The sequence below is a fragment of the Desulfosediminicola flagellatus genome (genome assembly GCF_005116655.2).
GTDB classification, from domain to species: Bacteria; Desulfobacterota; Desulfobulbia; order Desulfobulbales; family Desulfocapsaceae; genus Desulfopila; species Desulfopila flagellata.
Map to the genome: position 1 here is coordinate 5,174,880 of NZ_CP050698.1, position 16,025 is coordinate 5,190,904.

13 protein-coding genes are annotated in these 16,025 nt (G+C 44.7%); 3 read left to right on the top strand and 10 right to left on the bottom strand.

All coding sequences use genetic code 11. From position 1 onward, the window contains the following. Nucleotides 1-2: 2 nt before the first annotated feature. Together FCL46_RS21440 and FCL46_RS21445 are read right to left on the bottom strand one after the other, a co-directional pair. Nucleotides 3-1,475: a RimK family protein gene (locus tag FCL46_RS21440; RefSeq protein WP_136808981.1), complete on the bottom strand. Its 1,473-nt coding sequence runs from the start codon at nucleotides 1,473-1,475 to the stop codon at nucleotides 3-5. Between the two features lie 70 nt (nucleotides 1,476-1,545). Next, nucleotides 1,546-2,697, bottom strand: a complete 1,152-nt coding sequence (locus tag FCL46_RS21445) for a citrate/2-methylcitrate synthase (RefSeq protein WP_217909664.1) — start codon at nucleotides 2,695-2,697, stop codon at nucleotides 1,546-1,548. Between the two features lie 249 nt (nucleotides 2,698-2,946). On the opposite strand from FCL46_RS21445, the gene FCL46_RS21450 reads away from it, so the two are divergent. Continuing rightward, nucleotides 2,947-4,356, top strand: a complete 1,410-nt coding sequence (locus FCL46_RS21450; RefSeq protein ID WP_136808980.1) for a sigma-54 interaction domain-containing protein — start codon at nucleotides 2,947-2,949, stop codon at nucleotides 4,354-4,356. A 191-nt stretch (nucleotides 4,357-4,547) separates the two neighbouring features. Here FCL46_RS21450 and FCL46_RS21455 read toward each other — a convergent pair whose 3' ends face one another. Further along, nucleotides 4,548-5,216: a response regulator gene (locus FCL46_RS21455; protein WP_136809072.1), complete on the bottom strand. Its 669-nt coding sequence runs from the start codon at nucleotides 5,214-5,216 to the stop codon at nucleotides 4,548-4,550. 16 nt (nucleotides 5,217-5,232) lie between these two features. Continuing rightward, nucleotides 5,233-6,654: an ATP-binding protein gene (locus FCL46_RS21460; RefSeq protein WP_136808979.1), complete on the bottom strand. Its 1,422-nt coding sequence runs from the start codon at nucleotides 6,652-6,654 to the stop codon at nucleotides 5,233-5,235. Nucleotides 6,655-7,091: 437 nt separating this feature from the next. Here FCL46_RS21460 and FCL46_RS21465 point away from each other — a divergent pair, with 437 nt between their 5' ends. After that, on the top strand, nucleotides 7,092-7,559 hold the full coding sequence (locus tag FCL46_RS21465) for an EF-hand domain-containing protein (protein ID WP_136808978.1): 468 nt from the start codon (nucleotides 7,092-7,094) through the stop codon (nucleotides 7,557-7,559). Nucleotides 7,560-8,592: 1,033 nt separating this feature from the next. Here the strand turns inward: FCL46_RS21465 and FCL46_RS21470 are convergent. The 3 genes from FCL46_RS21470 to FCL46_RS21480 all read right to left on the bottom strand — a co-directional run bounded on the left by FCL46_RS21470 (nucleotide 8,593) and on the right by FCL46_RS21480 (nucleotide 12,360). After that, entirely contained in the window at nucleotides 8,593-10,782 is a 2,190-nt protein-coding gene (locus tag FCL46_RS21470) for a hybrid sensor histidine kinase/response regulator (RefSeq protein ID WP_136808977.1), read from the bottom strand. Next, nucleotides 10,782-11,603 (bottom strand): alpha/beta fold hydrolase, encoded by an 822-nt coding sequence (locus FCL46_RS21475; protein WP_136808976.1) that lies wholly within the window; start codon nucleotides 11,601-11,603, stop codon nucleotides 10,782-10,784. The genes FCL46_RS21470 and FCL46_RS21475 overlap by 1 nt, the downstream gene beginning before the upstream one ends. Nucleotides 11,604-11,664: 61 nt before the next feature. Beyond that, complete coding sequence (locus FCL46_RS21480; protein WP_136808975.1) at nucleotides 11,665-12,360, bottom strand: hypothetical protein; 696 nt, start codon at nucleotides 12,358-12,360, stop codon at nucleotides 11,665-11,667. A gap of 592 nt (nucleotides 12,361-12,952) precedes the next feature. Here FCL46_RS21480 and FCL46_RS21485 point away from each other — a divergent pair. Then, a complete protein-coding gene (locus FCL46_RS21485) occupies nucleotides 12,953-13,093 on the top strand; it encodes a hypothetical protein (RefSeq protein WP_153307134.1) in 141 nt (46 codons plus the stop codon). A 141-nt stretch (nucleotides 13,094-13,234) separates the two neighbouring features. On the opposite strand, the gene FCL46_RS21490 is transcribed toward FCL46_RS21485, so the two are convergent. The 3 genes from FCL46_RS21490 to FCL46_RS21500 form a co-directional block, all read right to left on the bottom strand. Next, nucleotides 13,235-14,182, bottom strand: coding sequence for a type 2 periplasmic-binding domain-containing protein (locus FCL46_RS21490; protein ID WP_136808974.1), 948 nt, complete (start codon nucleotides 14,180-14,182; stop codon nucleotides 13,235-13,237). A gap of 320 nt (nucleotides 14,183-14,502) precedes the next feature. After that, nucleotides 14,503-14,667, bottom strand: a complete 165-nt coding sequence (locus tag FCL46_RS21495) for a hypothetical protein (RefSeq protein WP_153307133.1) — start codon at nucleotides 14,665-14,667, stop codon at nucleotides 14,503-14,505. Between the two features lie 21 nt (nucleotides 14,668-14,688). Next, nucleotides 14,689-15,972, bottom strand: a complete 1,284-nt coding sequence (locus FCL46_RS21500; protein WP_136808973.1) for a citrate synthase — start codon at nucleotides 15,970-15,972, stop codon at nucleotides 14,689-14,691. Nucleotides 15,973-16,025 lie beyond the last annotated feature (53 nt).

Sequence of the window (16,025 nt, forward strand, 5' to 3'; positions counted from 1 at the left end):
ATTTACTTAGTACGCTTCAAATCCAGTCGTGTAATAAACTCACGCAAAATGATACGATAGAGCTCAGTTCCCAATATTGCGTCTTCCACCCCATGGTCGATTGATGGATTGTCATTAACCTCGATGACCATCATTCCCTTTTCACTCTCTTTCAGATCAACCCCGTAAAGTCCTTTTCCAATAGAGTTTGCAACCCTCTCAGCCATCTTTACAATTCGACGGGGAGTGAGATGAATGGGAACAGTCTCAAATTTTCCTGAACGGGTATTCCCGTTTTCTGTATGGCGATATATCTGCCAGTGCCCCCTGGCCATATAATATTTACAGGCATAGATACCTTCACCGTTGAGAACGCCTATCCTCCAGTCAAAATCGGTGGGTATGAATTCCTGGGCCAGAAGAACTGAAGAGCGCTGAAAAAGACGATCGATTTTTTCCCTGTACAGTGATGCGCTGTCAACTTTATCAATACCGACAGAAAATGATCCATCAGGTATTTTCAGCACCATTGTTTTTCCTAATTCCTCGGCCAGTTCATCATAGGACAGAGGTTTCCTGCTGAAAATAAGTTTGGCACGAGGTGCCGGAATTGAGGTGGTATCGAGAAACTCTTTCAAGTACACCTTGTTGGTGCAACGGATAATGGAAGACGGGTCATCTATAACCACCATATCCGCCTGCTCCGCTGCCTGAGCAAGTTTATAGGTAATATCATCCACCGCAGTCGTTGCCCTGATAAAGAGGGCATCAAACTCCATAAGGCGACCGGAATCCGCTTCGGTAATAAGTTCTGCGTGGATCTCCATCTTCCGCGCTTCACTGATGAAGAGCTTCAGAGCTTTGTTATTACTCGGAGGAAACTGTTCCTCGGGGTTATGAAAAATTGCCAGATCATAACGGGCGGGTTTTCTGTTGCGCGGCTTTCTCCAGACTTTTTTGTTGAACCCGTCTAGGCTGTCGGCAAACAAATCCTGTTGCTGATCATTCAGAGCATTCAGTGTAAGGGTTTGAATTCCTGTAACCTGAAACGGATGTGTCTCACTTATAGTGATCCTGAGAAGTGGTGCGGGGTATTGATCAAATACTGCTCTGGCCAATTTCTGCAGGCTGACATCTTCGCATTTTCCGAAAAACAGATCCAGCTGATAACCTCCATTTCCTGATGCCTTATCAAGATTGTGCCGGCAGTTACAGTGACGCTGCAACGACTGGTTCATTTTGAGAAGCGTGATACCTTCTAGCTGATTGAGCGTCTCAATAGATGGAAGAACCTTGTGTTTTCGCGCCTGCCCCAAAAGAGAACAGTAATACCCCTCTGAGAGATAACTCAGGTTGGAACAGAGATTTATGACCGAAAAGTGTGATTTGCTGTATTGGTCGTCCTGCAGATATTCATCTGCAGTGACGACACTTTCCGATCTAAAATACGGTGCCCATTGTTCCGGGGAATCAATAACAATCAATGTTGAATTCATTGTGCCTTTGGAAAAGTACCATTATGAGGTTGTATTGTGTGCAACAAAGACATTGGCTCGGTTATCGATATCAGGTCCGGTCGTGTATCTGATTATATTGCAGGTCTTTACGCCCGCAATACTCGGCACGGGGTCGAATGAGCCTGTTGTCCGACCATTGTTCAAGAATATGTGAAGTCCAACCGACAATACGGCTGACCGCAAATACCGGTGTAAAGAGTTCTTTCTGCAAGCCCATGGCATCGTAGAGAGAAGCTGTGTAGAGATCCACATTTGCATATACTTTGGTCTTCTCTAAAACAACACGCTCAATTTCACGGGTAATCTCAAAAGTATTTCTCTTGTTCATGCTGCGTGTTACTTCCTCGGCGTGTGCTTTCAAAAGTGCGACCCGTGGATCTTCACAGCGATAGACACGATGCCCGAATCCCGGAATCTTGACACCATTAGCCAACTTATCGAGAATAACCTCTTCCGCCCTCTCCGGATGCCCGATCTCCTCTATCAATTGCATAACTTCCATATTCGCACCTCCATGCAGCGGACCTTTGAGGGTTCCGATGGCCGAAGTGACGGAAGAATAGATATCCGACATTGTTGCTGCAGTGACCCGTGCGGCAAACGTTGAGGCATTCAATTCATGATCAGCATGGAGAATCAGGGCTGCATCGAATGCTCTTTCAACAAGTGGCTCAGGTTCCTGCCCCAGCAATGTATAAAGAAAGTTATAGGCTATGCTGTGTCCGGGAACGGGTTTGATCGGCTCCAAACCATTGCGTAATCGCTGGTGAGCTGCAATCAGCAATGGAATTCTGAGTGTGAGCCTCTGCGCTTTACGCAGGCATGCATCGAGGCGTGTGTTTCCGCTTTCCGGATCCCAGTGGCCGAGCGAAGATACCGCTGTCCTGATCACCTCCATTGGAGTTGCAGCCTTAGGAAACATACGTAAAATCATTATCGTCTCAACAGGCAGAGACATTGACCCGGTAAAACCGTCAAGAAAGGCTTTGTATTCCCTTTCTCGTGGAAGACAACCATGCCAGAGCAGATAAGCCACTTCTTCAAAGCTGCTTTTCTTTGCGAGTTCCAGTGCATCATAGCCTCGATAAATAAGCCGCCCCGCTGTTCCGTCGATAAAACAGATTTCAGATTCACAGGCTACAATATCGGCAAGGCCTGCTTCTGCCATTTTGGGCGCTGCTTCGGTAATTGCTGATTTCATTCTAATTCGATTCACTCCACAATAATTAATAATCCACTCCTGTTGACCTGTTGGCGGCTTTACACTATCAAGTTTCATGCCAACGAATCAAAAGTCGTAACACTCTGATATTATGCTGTTATTTAATTTTATCTGTATAGAAACGTCCCAGATATCGGAAATTGATTTCTTTTCTATGCCAACGTCGCTATATTTACTGATATTCAAGAAACACATTTCCGTTTTCTTCCACTCACAACAGGAACAGACATGCTTATTCGAATGGTGCTTGCCCTAGCAAATGAATCGCTGGAACGATATCTTGAGCATGAGATTTCGATGGCAGACATAGAGTTAGAAGGGGTCAGCAAATATGACGACTCCTGGCAGAGGGTCGTACGCAGTTGCGCTGATATCATCGTAATAAGTGAATCTGTTTTCCCGGAACCGGTTGAATCCGGAATTGGAGTTCTCACCTCTCTTCCGGAAGGCCCTACAACAGTAGTTCTCCACAATGATGATTCAACCGATGTTCAGGCAGGTTTTATTGCGGCCGGAGCACATTCGGCACTCTACTCAGGCATTTCGCAAACGAGGCTTACCAGCGCTCTGGAAGCAACAGTTGAAGCACGACGCCAGCTCATGCAGCTTGAATGGAACGAACATAGAAGAAAACAAAAGCCCAAAATGGCGGACTTCTCCTCGGGCAGCGAGACGATGCAACTTTTTATGCGGGAAGTACAGCAAGTGGCTGTGAGTGATTCCCTGCTGTTGATCACCGGGGAAACCGGGGTAGGAAAAGAGCATCTGGCAAAGGTAATTCATGCCGAAAGTTCACGTGCATCAGGCCCTTTTGTTGCGGTAAATACTGCGGCATTACCTGAACAACTCCTCGAAAGTGAACTCTTCGGGCATAAGCAGGGTGCCTTTACCGGCGCAACGCGCTCACGCCGCGGTGCTTTTGAACAGGCACACGGCGGAACAATCTTTCTTGATGAAATCGGAGAGATGCCACTTCACCTGCAAACCAAGTTACTTCGTGTTCTGCAGGACTATGAAATACGTCCACTCGGAGCAGAAAAATCATCATGGGTGGATACCAGGGTGATCGCCGCCACCAATCGTAATCTTGAAGAAGATGTCGAGAATGGCATTTTCAGAAAAGACCTTTATTACCGACTCAGTGTTGTGCGGCTGCAGATACCACCCTTAAGCATGAGAAGTGTGGATATACCTCATCTGGCACGCAAATTTGTGACTGACTTCAAATTGAAAATTCGAAGAGATGTACATCATATCTCAGACTCGGCCATGGAAGCGTTATGTCGTTACGACTGGCCTGGCAACGTCCGTGAGTTAATGAATGTTATTGAACGCTCCATGCTGTTATGCCAGGGAAAAACTATCAGGGTTGAAGACCTGCCATCCACCTTTCAGACGGTAAGCGATACATCTGGAACACAACCGGACGGCCCTCACCTTCCGCAGGATTGGGAACAGAAGACACTTGTCGAAGTGGTACAGCGTGTTCAGGAACAAACTGAAAAATGTTACCTGGAAATGATTTTGCAGAAAAAGCAGGGGCGAATCAAACACACTGCCGAGCACGCAGGAATTACAACCCGAAGCCTGTATAATAAGATGCGAAAGTATGGCCTTAGAAAAGAAGATTACAATTAATGTCGCCATCTCCTGCAATATGCATTTCAGCCGGCCTGCTGAGTAGAAGATCTGCAGGTCGGCTTATCAAGCTTTACCTTGCCGGTTCAAGGTAAACAGAATGAGGCACTTCCCGCTAAGACAGAGACAACGAATCGTCGGCTTATTGATCGGGATCACTGTCAATATTCCGCCAAATCTCCCTAATCAGCTCAGGCAACTTCGTACTTATACCCCACGCCATACACAGATCGAATCATCTCAATATCTGGTGCAACCTGCGATATTTTCTTACGTAGATTTTTGATGTGGCTGTCTATTGTCCTGTCACAAACTATGCGGCGATCGGTGTAAATACTGTCCATCAACTGGTCGCGTGTGAAAATTCGTCCGGGCTTTTCATAGAGAATCTTCAGCAATTGAAACTCTACTGCGGTGAGATCGAGTTCACGCCCCTGAAGGGTTGCGAGATAACGATCTGAATCCAGATCGATAAGCTGGCCTGTCTGTACAGTTCCACTACTCCGACGAAGCACCGCCTTGACCCTCGCCATAACTTCACGAGGACTAAAAGGTTTACAGATATAATCATCGGCTCCGAGTTCAAGACCGAGCAGCCGGTCTATCTCTTCGACCCGTGCTGTCACCATAATAATCGGCACACTTGAAAAGCTGCGCAGCTCTTTACATATATCCAGCCCGTCTTTACCGGGCAGCATCAGATCCAGTAGAATGAGTATCGGCTTGTTCTTCTTCACCCAGTCGGCAACTAATGTACCATCACTGAGACAGGCTGTTGCATAGCCTGACTGATGAAGATAGTCCCGGTGGAGATCAGCCAGCCGCTGTTCATCTTCCACAATGAGAATTGTTTTTTCCATTTCTGTAGCCATGTTATCAACTGAGAGGAAGCTCTATGCGAATTCCAAGTCCACCATATGGTGACGCATAGGCGGTTATATTTCCTAAATGTGCTTCTACGATATTAAGACAGATTGCCAGGCCGAGCCCGGCGCCATTACCTTCACGGTTACGTGACGGATCTGCCCGAAAAAGTTTGTCAAAAAGTTTTGGCAGTTGTGCTTCACCAACTCCGGGTGACGAATCCTCGAACACTATCGTAACGTATTCATTGTCATGCGTTATCCGTACTTCGAGTTTTCCAGGTACATCCGTATAGCGTAAACTGTTTTCAAGTACGTTGGTGAAGAGTTGATGCAACCGGTCCGGGTCTCCGAGCAGTGAACCTGGAAAATTCTCTGGTAAATCGGCAGCCAGCTCAATTCCTTTTGTCAAAAACCGCTGTTCAAACAACTCAACAGTTCCTCCAAGAATACCCACCGGATTTACAGCAACGCGTTTATATGTCAAAGCACCTATATCAGACATAGAAAGTTCATACAGGTCATTTACCAACCGTTGCAAATGCATGATCTCACTATGAAGAGGATCAAGTGTCGCTGGCCCCATCTCACGTACTCCGTCCTGCAGCGCCTCAACTTCTCCCCGCAACACGGCAAGCGGCGTTCGCAGTTCATGCGAGATGTCTGCAACCCATTGCTGACGGGATTTCTCGTTTTTCTCAAGGGTCATTGCAAGAATGTTAAAATGTTCTGAGAGCTGCCCCAGCTCATCTCCAGTGGTAACAGGAATACGTGTCGAGAATTTTCCGCCTATAAGTCCGAGTGTTCCATCAGTCAGCTGTCGTATCGGTCTAAGCAAATGGATGGCTACAGGAAACGAAAGCAAAATGGAAACAGCCAGCATAACCAGCGTAACTAATGCAAACGTTTCAGTCTGCTGCTCCACAAATCGCAAATCACCTGATGCAGATATCTCCATTACCGGGGCCAGCCCCAGATACCCAATCGTTTTTCCCTGGCGGGTAATATCCAGCAATTTGAGATCATTGCTATCGCCGGGAGGCCCACCGATTATTTTGTGTTTGTCTGCATTATACAAAACGATTCGCCCCCTTATGCCCTCTGGATCATGCGGAGGTCCTATATGACCTGCAGGGAAAGGTTTTCGGCCTGAATCCATTCTCGGCATAGGCCTCCCGGGTGTCAAAAAGACTTCGCTGTGAATACGAAACCACAGGGGGTAATTGTCTTCCAGAAAATCCCAGCTCCCCTGTTCCGCATAATACCCTGAGAGGCGATCTGCCAGCTGATCCAGTTGAGCCAGTTCCTGGTTTTTAACATAGTTAAGAAAACCGCGATCAAAGCTCCATTGCAAAAAGACAAATAATCCGGCAGCGACCACTGTACTTGTGAGCAGTAAGGTAAAGAACAGCTTATGTTTTATCTTGATTTTCAACTGATCTCCTTAAATATCGTAGCAACATCGTCCTGAACATCTCTCATCGAAAATACTCATATCGCATTCTTTGGGGTACCATTTCCAGATTACCTCCTAACATCAATTCAGTCAGCATACTGCACAAATGTGGAAGAAATATGAATTGTATACATTTATGACTTTCTCATATCTTTTTATGTGGTCAATCCTTGTTGAAATGGTAGGTAAAAAAAAATCAGCTGAATATACAGCTACAGAAAAACACTCTCCTCCATATTTCCTGCATAATTGCATTCTACACTGAGAATGGACAGGTGAACTGACACAGCCAGCTTTTCATCAGATTACCTCCAGATTCACACCTGCCTCTATAAAAGCGCGAAAATGACTATGGGATATTTCGTATCGTATGTATTGGAGGGCTTTTCAATGCCATTCAAACAAGGAGGGAACTCATGATCAGTATTATCAATAGTTCTAACCAAATAATGGCGACTATGCGCAGCGCGACGCAGCGACATCCGCCACCACCTGACAAAGATGTTTTCAAGCTTTCTGACACCGACAGTGATGGTCAGGTGTCCGCTACTGAACTTGAAACTCTGACAAATGAAATAGAAGAACTAACCGGCAATACAATACAAGCAGATGAGGCTCTCAGCGAGTTTGATGCTGATCAGAATGGAAGTCTCAGCGGCGAAGAATTACTGGACCTGCTAACCGGCAATGGATTTTCTCCCCCCTTGCAGATGCTAAATGGAGAAAATGGCGAGACAGGTTCGCAACCGCCACCACCGCCTGATCAGGTTCTCGCGTCCTACGCTGTAAACTCTGGTGACGACCTCATTCTACTGCTCATTGATCGCCTACAGCAATCCGGTGTAAGCGAAGAGAACCTGGGAGGAATTAACATAATAACCTGATGAGATCCAAACAAAACCATACACATTCATAAAAGCCTCATTGGATAACGATCTATCCCATTTGTTGCAATGAGATGACTACTTACTACCACTCCTCAATTTTCCATATCACGATCTGCTGAACTTGATATGGCAATTTTAAAAGAACATGGAAATACATAAGAATGATAAGGAAAAACGGGAGACAGGGAGACTGTTTAGCCAGTGTACTTGGAGGCTGGTAATTAAAGATAAAAGAAAAGGTCTGCGCAGATTAGAAGAACCATCTGCGCAGACCTCGTTCTTCACTGAGTTACACTACATTCAAGGGGGGGGGGAGAAGAGTGTACCCAGGAAGCTTAATAAGCTTTCATATCGTTTCGGTTTTTACTAGTCTTTTTTTGAAGACTGCCGTCATCTATGATCTTCATTTCCTTCTAGACAACGGGGATCCATTCAAAACCAGGCACTAATATCATTACCCTTTCCGTCATCTCTTCGATCACAATAATTGTTACGTTTAAAACCGCCACGTCCACAGCCGCCGACATCATAATTGCCATGCGTGCTAAAAATACTTTAAGAGTTGCTCAGCTATTAACAGAACGTTTGGAGCCGGAAAAGGTTACAGAAAAATCGTATAGTTAATAATATCAAGTGTTCATGCAGCATAAAACTGTTGATCTGACAGCCACTGTGAAAATTGTAAAGAAACGAGTAACTATTCAGCAGCACCCCATCTGCCCCCGATCGGGACGCTTCGCATAGGCATACTATAGCCAATCGCCCCGCTTGAGGCCATCTTGAGCACTGCTAAACAGTTACAGCCTGCAAAGAAATGACGATTCCATGACAACACCCTAACAAACTATCAGACTAAGCTTTCTTTAATACAGAGTGATTATCTGATACACTCTCGTATGAAATCAGGGTAGCCAGAGATTGGATTAAATATCATGACCGATAAAGATATGACAGACCAGCACATGTTGCTGTTACCATCCGGCTGAGTCTAAGGGTCTATCGGAAACCGTGTTTGTAAGTAGATATTTTTCTATTGTCTATAAATAGAGTCAGCCAGAGCCTTTTGAATTGCTTCACTTATATTACGCAGCGTGTAGGGTTTTGAAACGTATTGACTGATACCGAGTCGCTCTGCCTCATCAATCCGTTCCTTCTGGGAATAGCCGCTGACTATTATGACTCTCTGGTTCGGAAGAAACTCTAGAATCCGTTTATAGGTCTCAAGTCCATCAATCCCATTTGGCATGATCATGTCCAGCAAAACCAAATCTGCCCTGTTTTTTCTGAGATATTCTATCGCTGCCTCTCCGCTATCAGCTGTCGTGACAGTATAGTTGAGATGTTGGAGAATTTCTAAAGCTATCTGCCGCTGATTTTCTATATCATCAACAACAAGAATAGATTCTCCATTACCTTTCACCGGGTCTTTCTTTCCCGTTTCGGCCTGCTGTGCTTTATCCCCTCCCTGCAAGGGAAGGTAAATATGAAAGCTCGTCCCTTTCCCTTCCGTACTTTCAACACGTACAGCCCCGTTGTGATCCATGACAGTTCCCCAGACAATAGCCAGTCCTAGACCTGTGCCACTACGCCCGAGCATCTTTCCTGTAAAGAATGGATCGAATATCTTCTGCAGCATATCTTCAGGAATGCCGGCCCCGGTATCTGCTATGGTCAACTCGACATAATCACCTGCACGCCAGACCGGCCACCCCTGAGGATGACTCAACAAGGAGATTACCTCAAGACTGATAGTAATTGTCCCGCCATCCGGCATCGACTCGATGCCATTGTTAACAATATTCATGAGAACATTTGAGAGGTGAACAGCCGATCCCAGTACAGGTAAAAAAATCGGATCTTCCGGACTGACTATTTTCACATTACTGTGGCTTCTAAGTAATGCTCTACATTCAGCACTCTCGACATATTCCTTGACGATATTTCCAAGATCCACCGTTTGCTCAATGTTAAGTCCACGACGTGCAAGAGTGAGCAGGTCTCTGACGATGGCAGCAGATTTTCGACCAGCTGTCCTGATAGTTTCCAAAGGTTTGCGCATTTCGGAATCGGCAGCAAGGTTGGCAAGAAGAAGATCCGGGTAACTGACGATCCCGGATAGGATGTTGTTCAGATCATGGGCAACGCTTCCTGCAAGAACTCCGACCGCCTCCATTTTTTGCGCCTGCTGAAGACTTTTCAGCATCTCTTCGCGCTCTTCCTCGGCCTTTTTAATTTCGCTGATATCTGTTGAAATTGTCAATTTTGCCCGATTGACATTCGGCCACGACACCACTTTTTCTCGATTCAAAATCCATTTGTTGATTGCGGGATCCCAGAATTCCCAGACAATTACCTTGTCAGATGTAATTGAGGAAGTGAGAAATTCGGGAATTTTACAGTTTTGGCAGGGCAAATTTTCGTGTCGTAGATATTTGTAACAGGGCTTGCCGGTAGTGGCGCACGGTAAAGAGCTTGCTGATTTTCTGTTTACATACAAGATATCATAGGTCTCCATATCGACAACATAGATATGGGCATCAATTCCATCAAGCACTGCTTCAAATCGTATATGGGCTTCCTGTAGTTGCTCATTTGCACTCCGCAGAGCAGCCGTCTTTTTTCGAATTCGTCCTTCCAGGCTTGTGTTTAATATATCGAGTTCTTTTGTTAAATAGAGATTATTAAGCCGACCGACAGCCATGTTTACAATCTGATCAAGAAGAAATAACCCGGAAGTGTGGTAGTTCTGACTCGATTCCCTGTCAAAGAAGAGAAAAATGCCATTGTGATAATCATGACAAGAGAAGGGAATAATTGTAACAGAGGTTGCTGTAAAGCCCTGCGTATTAAGGGTTGTTGCAATCCCATCCATGGAATGTGAGACAAACGGACCGGCATCGAGTTCCTCACATATTTCCGGACCGATAATGATAGGATAACCGATGTTCTCATCATCAGAAAAGGAGCAATAGGAGCTGATACACTCGACATTACCCTCTACAAGTTGGCCACAGGTTACAAAAGGATAATTTTTCAGAATCGAGGCTCTTTCAAGCACATTGGTCAGAACATCCAGAGGATCTTTCATTCCCTGGATTGCTTCAGCTACCAGGCCAAGCAGCATAGCATCTTCCGCTCTTTCAGAAAGTTGGGAATTTTCCTGTTCAAGAACTGCGATTGCGGCCTGTAAAACCTCTATCTTTTTAAGGGGATCATCCATCAGGTACTCTGAAAAAATTTAAGCATCTCTGTGGCAATCATCTCCGGCTCATCTTCCTGAATAAAATGCCCCCCTGTAGCTATTCGTATCAGGCTGCTGCGAGGGATGTCACGATGAAGTTTTTCGGAAATAGCAGCGCTCAAATACACATCTGCCTCACCACGAATGATAAGTGACTTGACTGCAAGATTGCAAAGCTGGTTTTCAATCTCAACAAGATGCCCATTGTTAAGGCAATCGGCAAAGTGCAGAAACGCTCTACGCCCTTCTTTGGTGCTCATAGGTTTCCAGAAAAGCTGCATCAATTCGTCATCGAGCCGATCTTTGTAATGAATACCTCTGCGCACAATCAGACGAAAGGCACCTATATCAAGAGTTGCCATAGCGAGTTGCCGTATTATTGGGGTTCGCATGGCTATTATCGGCTGAACTGGCCAGAAGTCGTGACCTACTGTATTTATGAGCGTCAAATCATATACACGTTCAGGAGAGTTGACTGCAAATATCTGGGCGATTCCGCCGCCGACATCATGGCCGACCAGATGTATCCGCTCGATATCAAGTGTATCGAGCAGTTCATGAATAATGGTGGCATGGTGGGGAAGAGAATAGTCTGTATCAAGAGATTTGTCAGAGTCCCCGCAACCAAGCAGGTCAATGCTTATCACTTTATATTTTTTACTCAACAGTGGTGCGATATTACGCCATATGAACGAATACGTCGTAATTCCATGCACAAGCACAACTGCCTGCCCTTCACCTTCAACATGATAAGCAATATCATATCCGTCAACAGTACATACAGAAATTTCAGGGGCCATAATACTCTACTCCCTACAGCTCATTACTGGTATTCAGGTGTCGCTTCCTTACAGTAATACGTCAGTCACTCTTTAATTCAGGATAATGTTCTTCTAAACATTTATCGCAAATTGAATGGCTGAATTGTGCCTCTGTATGTTTTGAGATATAGGCTTCCAATTGATTCCAATACCCCTTGTCATCACGTATCTGTTTGCAGTGCATGCACAGAGGTAAAATGCCTTCCAGGGTTTTGATTTCTGTTATCGCTTCCTGCAATTCCAACTCAACCTTTTGTGAGTTGAAAATTATAAGGCTCAGAAATATCAATATATTGCATCCAATAAGCATCATAAAGGTAAATGCCTGAACCGATGAGCTTGACATAAAATCTCGAATGCCCATCTCAAGAAGAAGCGTATAAAAGATACGAAACAGCATATAACCTGCTTGCACAAATAGCGCGAGAACGACCAGATTGTTTCTTCCATTGATAATTTCCGGTGAGTTCACGTGGACGCGATACGCGCCAATGGCGGAAAAAAGAAAGGCAAGAGTGGATATTATAATAATTCTAACACTTACGTCTGGGCTCACATAGGTGAAATAGAAAAATGAGAGAACCAACACAACCATTGGCGCGATGTAAATCCACACACGTATTTTTCTGACCAAAAACAATTCGATACCGTAGGTCACCATTACAAAGTAGAGAGCAATACATGTATTTGCAAAAATGATTGTTACAAGATCAGGAAACAGACCTCGTGTACTCAAAAGTAGCATTCCTAAACAATAGAGGAGAGACGCATACATCCACTGCTTAAATCCTGGATATGTTTTCCTTGACTGGTACACATACAGCATAATAATGCCCATCATTATGCCTACAAAGCTGGTTATCGCTGAAATTGTCCGTATGTCAAGATGGTAAGTCATTGCCTATATAGTGGTCCGGTCAGGGGGCAGGAGTAGAACAAAAGAGGGGCATAAAACAGTACACCTTTGTTTGTTCGTAATACTGAAAATGATACATCAATTTCACAGTCCCTCTCAAGATATTTCACGTTTATTTACCTGTTTCGAGAATACGTGAATAGTACAGGTTAAGAAAAGAACCTATTGAGTTTACGCCCACAGGTTGATTATTGAGCGAACTACTCGATCCGACCTTTAGCGCACAACCACTGCTATATATTAGAAGGCCACGATATCGAAGGTATCAGTAAATGGTCTGCGAAATCATAAGAACAATATTTGTTTTTTCTAACTCCAACCACAATACCACTCAGGCTAAAGGCAGAAAAGTCTTACTCAACACAAGGCTTTAGCGGATATTCACTTCTCAGCAAAAAATGATGGATTCGGTATGAAAAAAATCAACATTCGGTCAATCTCATTCAAGCTTGTGGTAGGCGGTTGTATTGCCGTCCTGATTCCGTTGTTAGCAGTGGGTGCTATCTCTATTGGTAAAGTTACTGAAGCTATTAGCTTCGTTCCTGATGAATGATGTGACCCAGCCATGCCACAGTTCCTCTCATAATATCCAATAGTGCTTTACCTGTTTTCAACACTGCGGCACGTTGTCGGGATGAGGACAAGAACCCGAGTTACTCGCGATCCCCCCCTCCACATGTTTAACCACTATTGCTTATTCTCCTGTCGGCATATACCAAAATTCTTTATGTGAAAATGGCGTATTTTCGGGCAGGATAGGATTATCAACCCTCAGTATTTTCCTCTTGCTCAACCCAGCCCTTTCAATATTATCACCCTGAAATTCATAAAATATTTTATCAAAGGTACCATCTTCAATCATCATCAAAAGCCCTGTTTCAATTCGCTTTGCGAGTTCGGGATTTGCAGGGCTTACAAAAAAGTAGGATGGAGATGGCAGGTACAGTGCAAGTGACGACTCAATGGCAAGATCAGGGAATTCAGCCTTGTGCGCCTCAAACTCGGAAAATATTTCATTCACGCCTCTCGGGAAATAATCAAACCGCCTCTGGCTCAACATTCGAAAGAGCCCTTCATAAGAGCTCCCTGTAACAATCAAAAAACCAAGCTGGTCCAGTGCCTTGGTCGTACTCCATTGTTGTCTGAGGCCGGCTTTAAGCACTTTTACCTGTGCGATATCATGTATCGCATCAAAAAGGTATTGATTATCTTGCCGTATCAAAAAGAGTCGGTAACCCAAAAGCCCTTTGAGCAGCGGGATTCGAACCGGGATTGTCTCTGTCTCCCATTCCGCGCGAGTGACAGCCACTATCACATTAATTTTTTTACCGTAAACCATCTGTTGCAGTGCGCGATCCCTCTGCATTCCCTCAATTGATTGTTCAATTCTATACGGTCCGTAAGTGGGAACTGTTTTCTGCAATGCTTCTTTCAACAGAACTCTGGGATAAATATGGCGCACATCTTTCTCTGAGTGCGGTGCGTGTAAACGAACCACATCCAAAGCGTGCGTTAGAGGTACATTACCGAAGAGGAAATACCAAAAAAACACAACTGCATTTATAATTAATACCAACACCTTAAGAGACTTCCTGGTCAGGAAAAATGGTAACATCGCTCGCGCTCCAAACTTAGCAGACATCAACACGCCTGAAACATTGCTCCTCTTAACAGTTATATCATACGTTTTCTGATTGTGACAATTGTAGCGACCGATATGTGACTGAATGAGAAACGAAGTCAGTGTACTAAAAGGGCAGGTAAGCGGAGCATAGCGAAGACTCAGAACAATATCCGATAGGTAAAGTTTTACAGAGCACTAGGAGGCTGTCCGAGAATAGGAATTTGGGCTAAAATCGAGGCATTATCAAAAAACTAGCGCAGCCATATAAATGATATTGCGAGCATTGTTTTTCGATAATAACGAAGAGTTTGGAACAAAGGCCATTCTCGGACAGCCTCCTAGAACACGCCGGTTAAAAATGGACAGCAGAGAACTTCGACCAGAGGGAATGAAAATTTCATCAGGACAACGCGAACAGGCATATTGTATAACCGCATTGCCATGGTGATACGGGTTATACGGTAATCAATCACAACATCTAACACTTCGAAATACAGGGCCATAATGGCCCTGTATTTCGTTTGCTATTGACGAGCGTGAAGCGGAACATAATCATATTTATTGCTACCCGTGTAAATCTGACGGGGACGACTGATCTTCCATTTGGGGTCATCCGTACTTTCCTTCCATTGGGCAATCCACCCTGGAAGGCGACCAAGAGCAAACATCACTGTAAACATATTGGTAGGAATCCCAATGGCCCGCAAAACAATGCCACTATAAAAATCAATATTAGGATAGAGATTGTGATCGATGAAATATTGATCTTTCAGCGCAATTTCTTCGAGCTCCCTCGCCGTATCCAGAAGAGGGTCAGAAATATGCATTGATTCCAATAACTCATCGCACATTTTTTTCATTATTTTTGCCCGAGGATCATAGGTTTTATAAACCCGATGACCAAACCCCATAAGTCGGAACGGATCATTCTTATCTTTAGCCCGCTCAACAAGTTTGGTGCAATTGCCACCTTCACTCTGGATTCTGGTCAGCATTTCAATGACCGCCTGATTAGCTCCTCCATGAAGCGGCCCCCATAAAGCGGCTATACCTGCCGAAATAGCAGCATAAAGGTTTACTCTGGCACTTCCTACCATGCGAACCGAGGAGGTCGAACAATTCTGTTCATGATCTGCGTGGAGAATCCAGAAAACTCTCAGAGCATTAACCGCTTCCCGCTTAATCTCATAAGGCGTAACCGGTGTATCAAACATCATGTTGAGAAAATTTTCGCAGTAGGTCAGATCCGGCCTTGGTAAAACCAGCTCATGCCCTCTGGAAATTTTATACGACATTGCAGCCATTGTGCGCACTTTTGCTAACAACCGTGTCATGGTTATGTTGATCTCTTCCTCCAGAGTATCAAGTCCCGGATAGAAGCTCTTCATAGCATTAACCATTGACGACAGGATTCCCATAGGATGTGAAGCTCGTGGGAAATTCTGGTAAAAGGCTTTTAAATCAGTATGGACAAGACTGTTGTCGTTAAGCATCACCGAAAACTGAGTCAGTTCATCCCTGTTTGGTAGCCTTCCGTTAATAAGCAGGTAAGCAGTCTCTTTGAATGACGCATTCTCGGCAAGTTGTTCTACAGGAATACCGCGATAACGCAGAATCCCTTTTTCACCATCCATGAAAGTGATGGCGCTCAGACAGCTACCGGTATTACCATAGCCAGGGTCAAGGGTAATATATCCAGTTTCAGCCCTCAGTCTGCTAATATCAATAGCTTTTTCGCCTTCACTTCCGATAACAACTGGAAGCTGTAATTCTTTTCCATCGTAAGTCAGAGTCACAAATTCGTCCACAGTATCCCCTTTCTTCTAAGAAGCTGACATGCCGACCTTATTAAAATCGGCAA

Bases quoted from the DNA above. Each gene is read 5' to 3' on its own strand.
- FCL46_RS21440 (WP_136808981.1), bottom strand. From the start codon at position 1,475: ATGAATTCAACATTGATTGTTATTGATTCCCCGGAACAATGGGCACCG.
- FCL46_RS21445 (WP_217909664.1), bottom strand. From the start codon at position 2,697: ATGAAATCAGCAATTACCGAAGCAGCGCCCAAAATGGCAGAAGCAGGC.
- FCL46_RS21450 (WP_136808980.1), top strand. From the start codon at position 2,947: ATGCTTATTCGAATGGTGCTTGCCCTAGCAAATGAATCGCTGGAACGA.
- FCL46_RS21455 (WP_136809072.1), bottom strand. From the start codon at position 5,216: ATGGAAAAAACAATTCTCATTGTGGAAGATGAACAGCGGCTGGCTGAT.
- FCL46_RS21465 (WP_136808978.1), top strand. From the start codon at position 7,092: ATGATCAGTATTATCAATAGTTCTAACCAAATAATGGCGACTATGCGC.
- FCL46_RS21470 (WP_136808977.1), bottom strand. From the start codon at position 10,782: ATGGATGATCCCCTTAAAAAGATAGAGGTTTTACAGGCCGCAATCGCA.
- FCL46_RS21475 (WP_136808976.1), bottom strand. From the start codon at position 11,603: ATGGCCCCTGAAATTTCTGTATGTACTGTTGACGGATATGATATTGCT.
- FCL46_RS21485 (WP_153307134.1), top strand. From the start codon at position 12,953: ATGAAAAAAATCAACATTCGGTCAATCTCATTCAAGCTTGTGGTAGGC.
- FCL46_RS21490 (WP_136808974.1), bottom strand. From the start codon at position 14,182: ATGTCTGCTAAGTTTGGAGCGCGAGCGATGTTACCATTTTTCCTGACC.
- FCL46_RS21495 (WP_153307133.1), bottom strand. From the start codon at position 14,667: ATGGCCCTGTATTTCGAAGTGTTAGATGTTGTGATTGATTACCGTATA.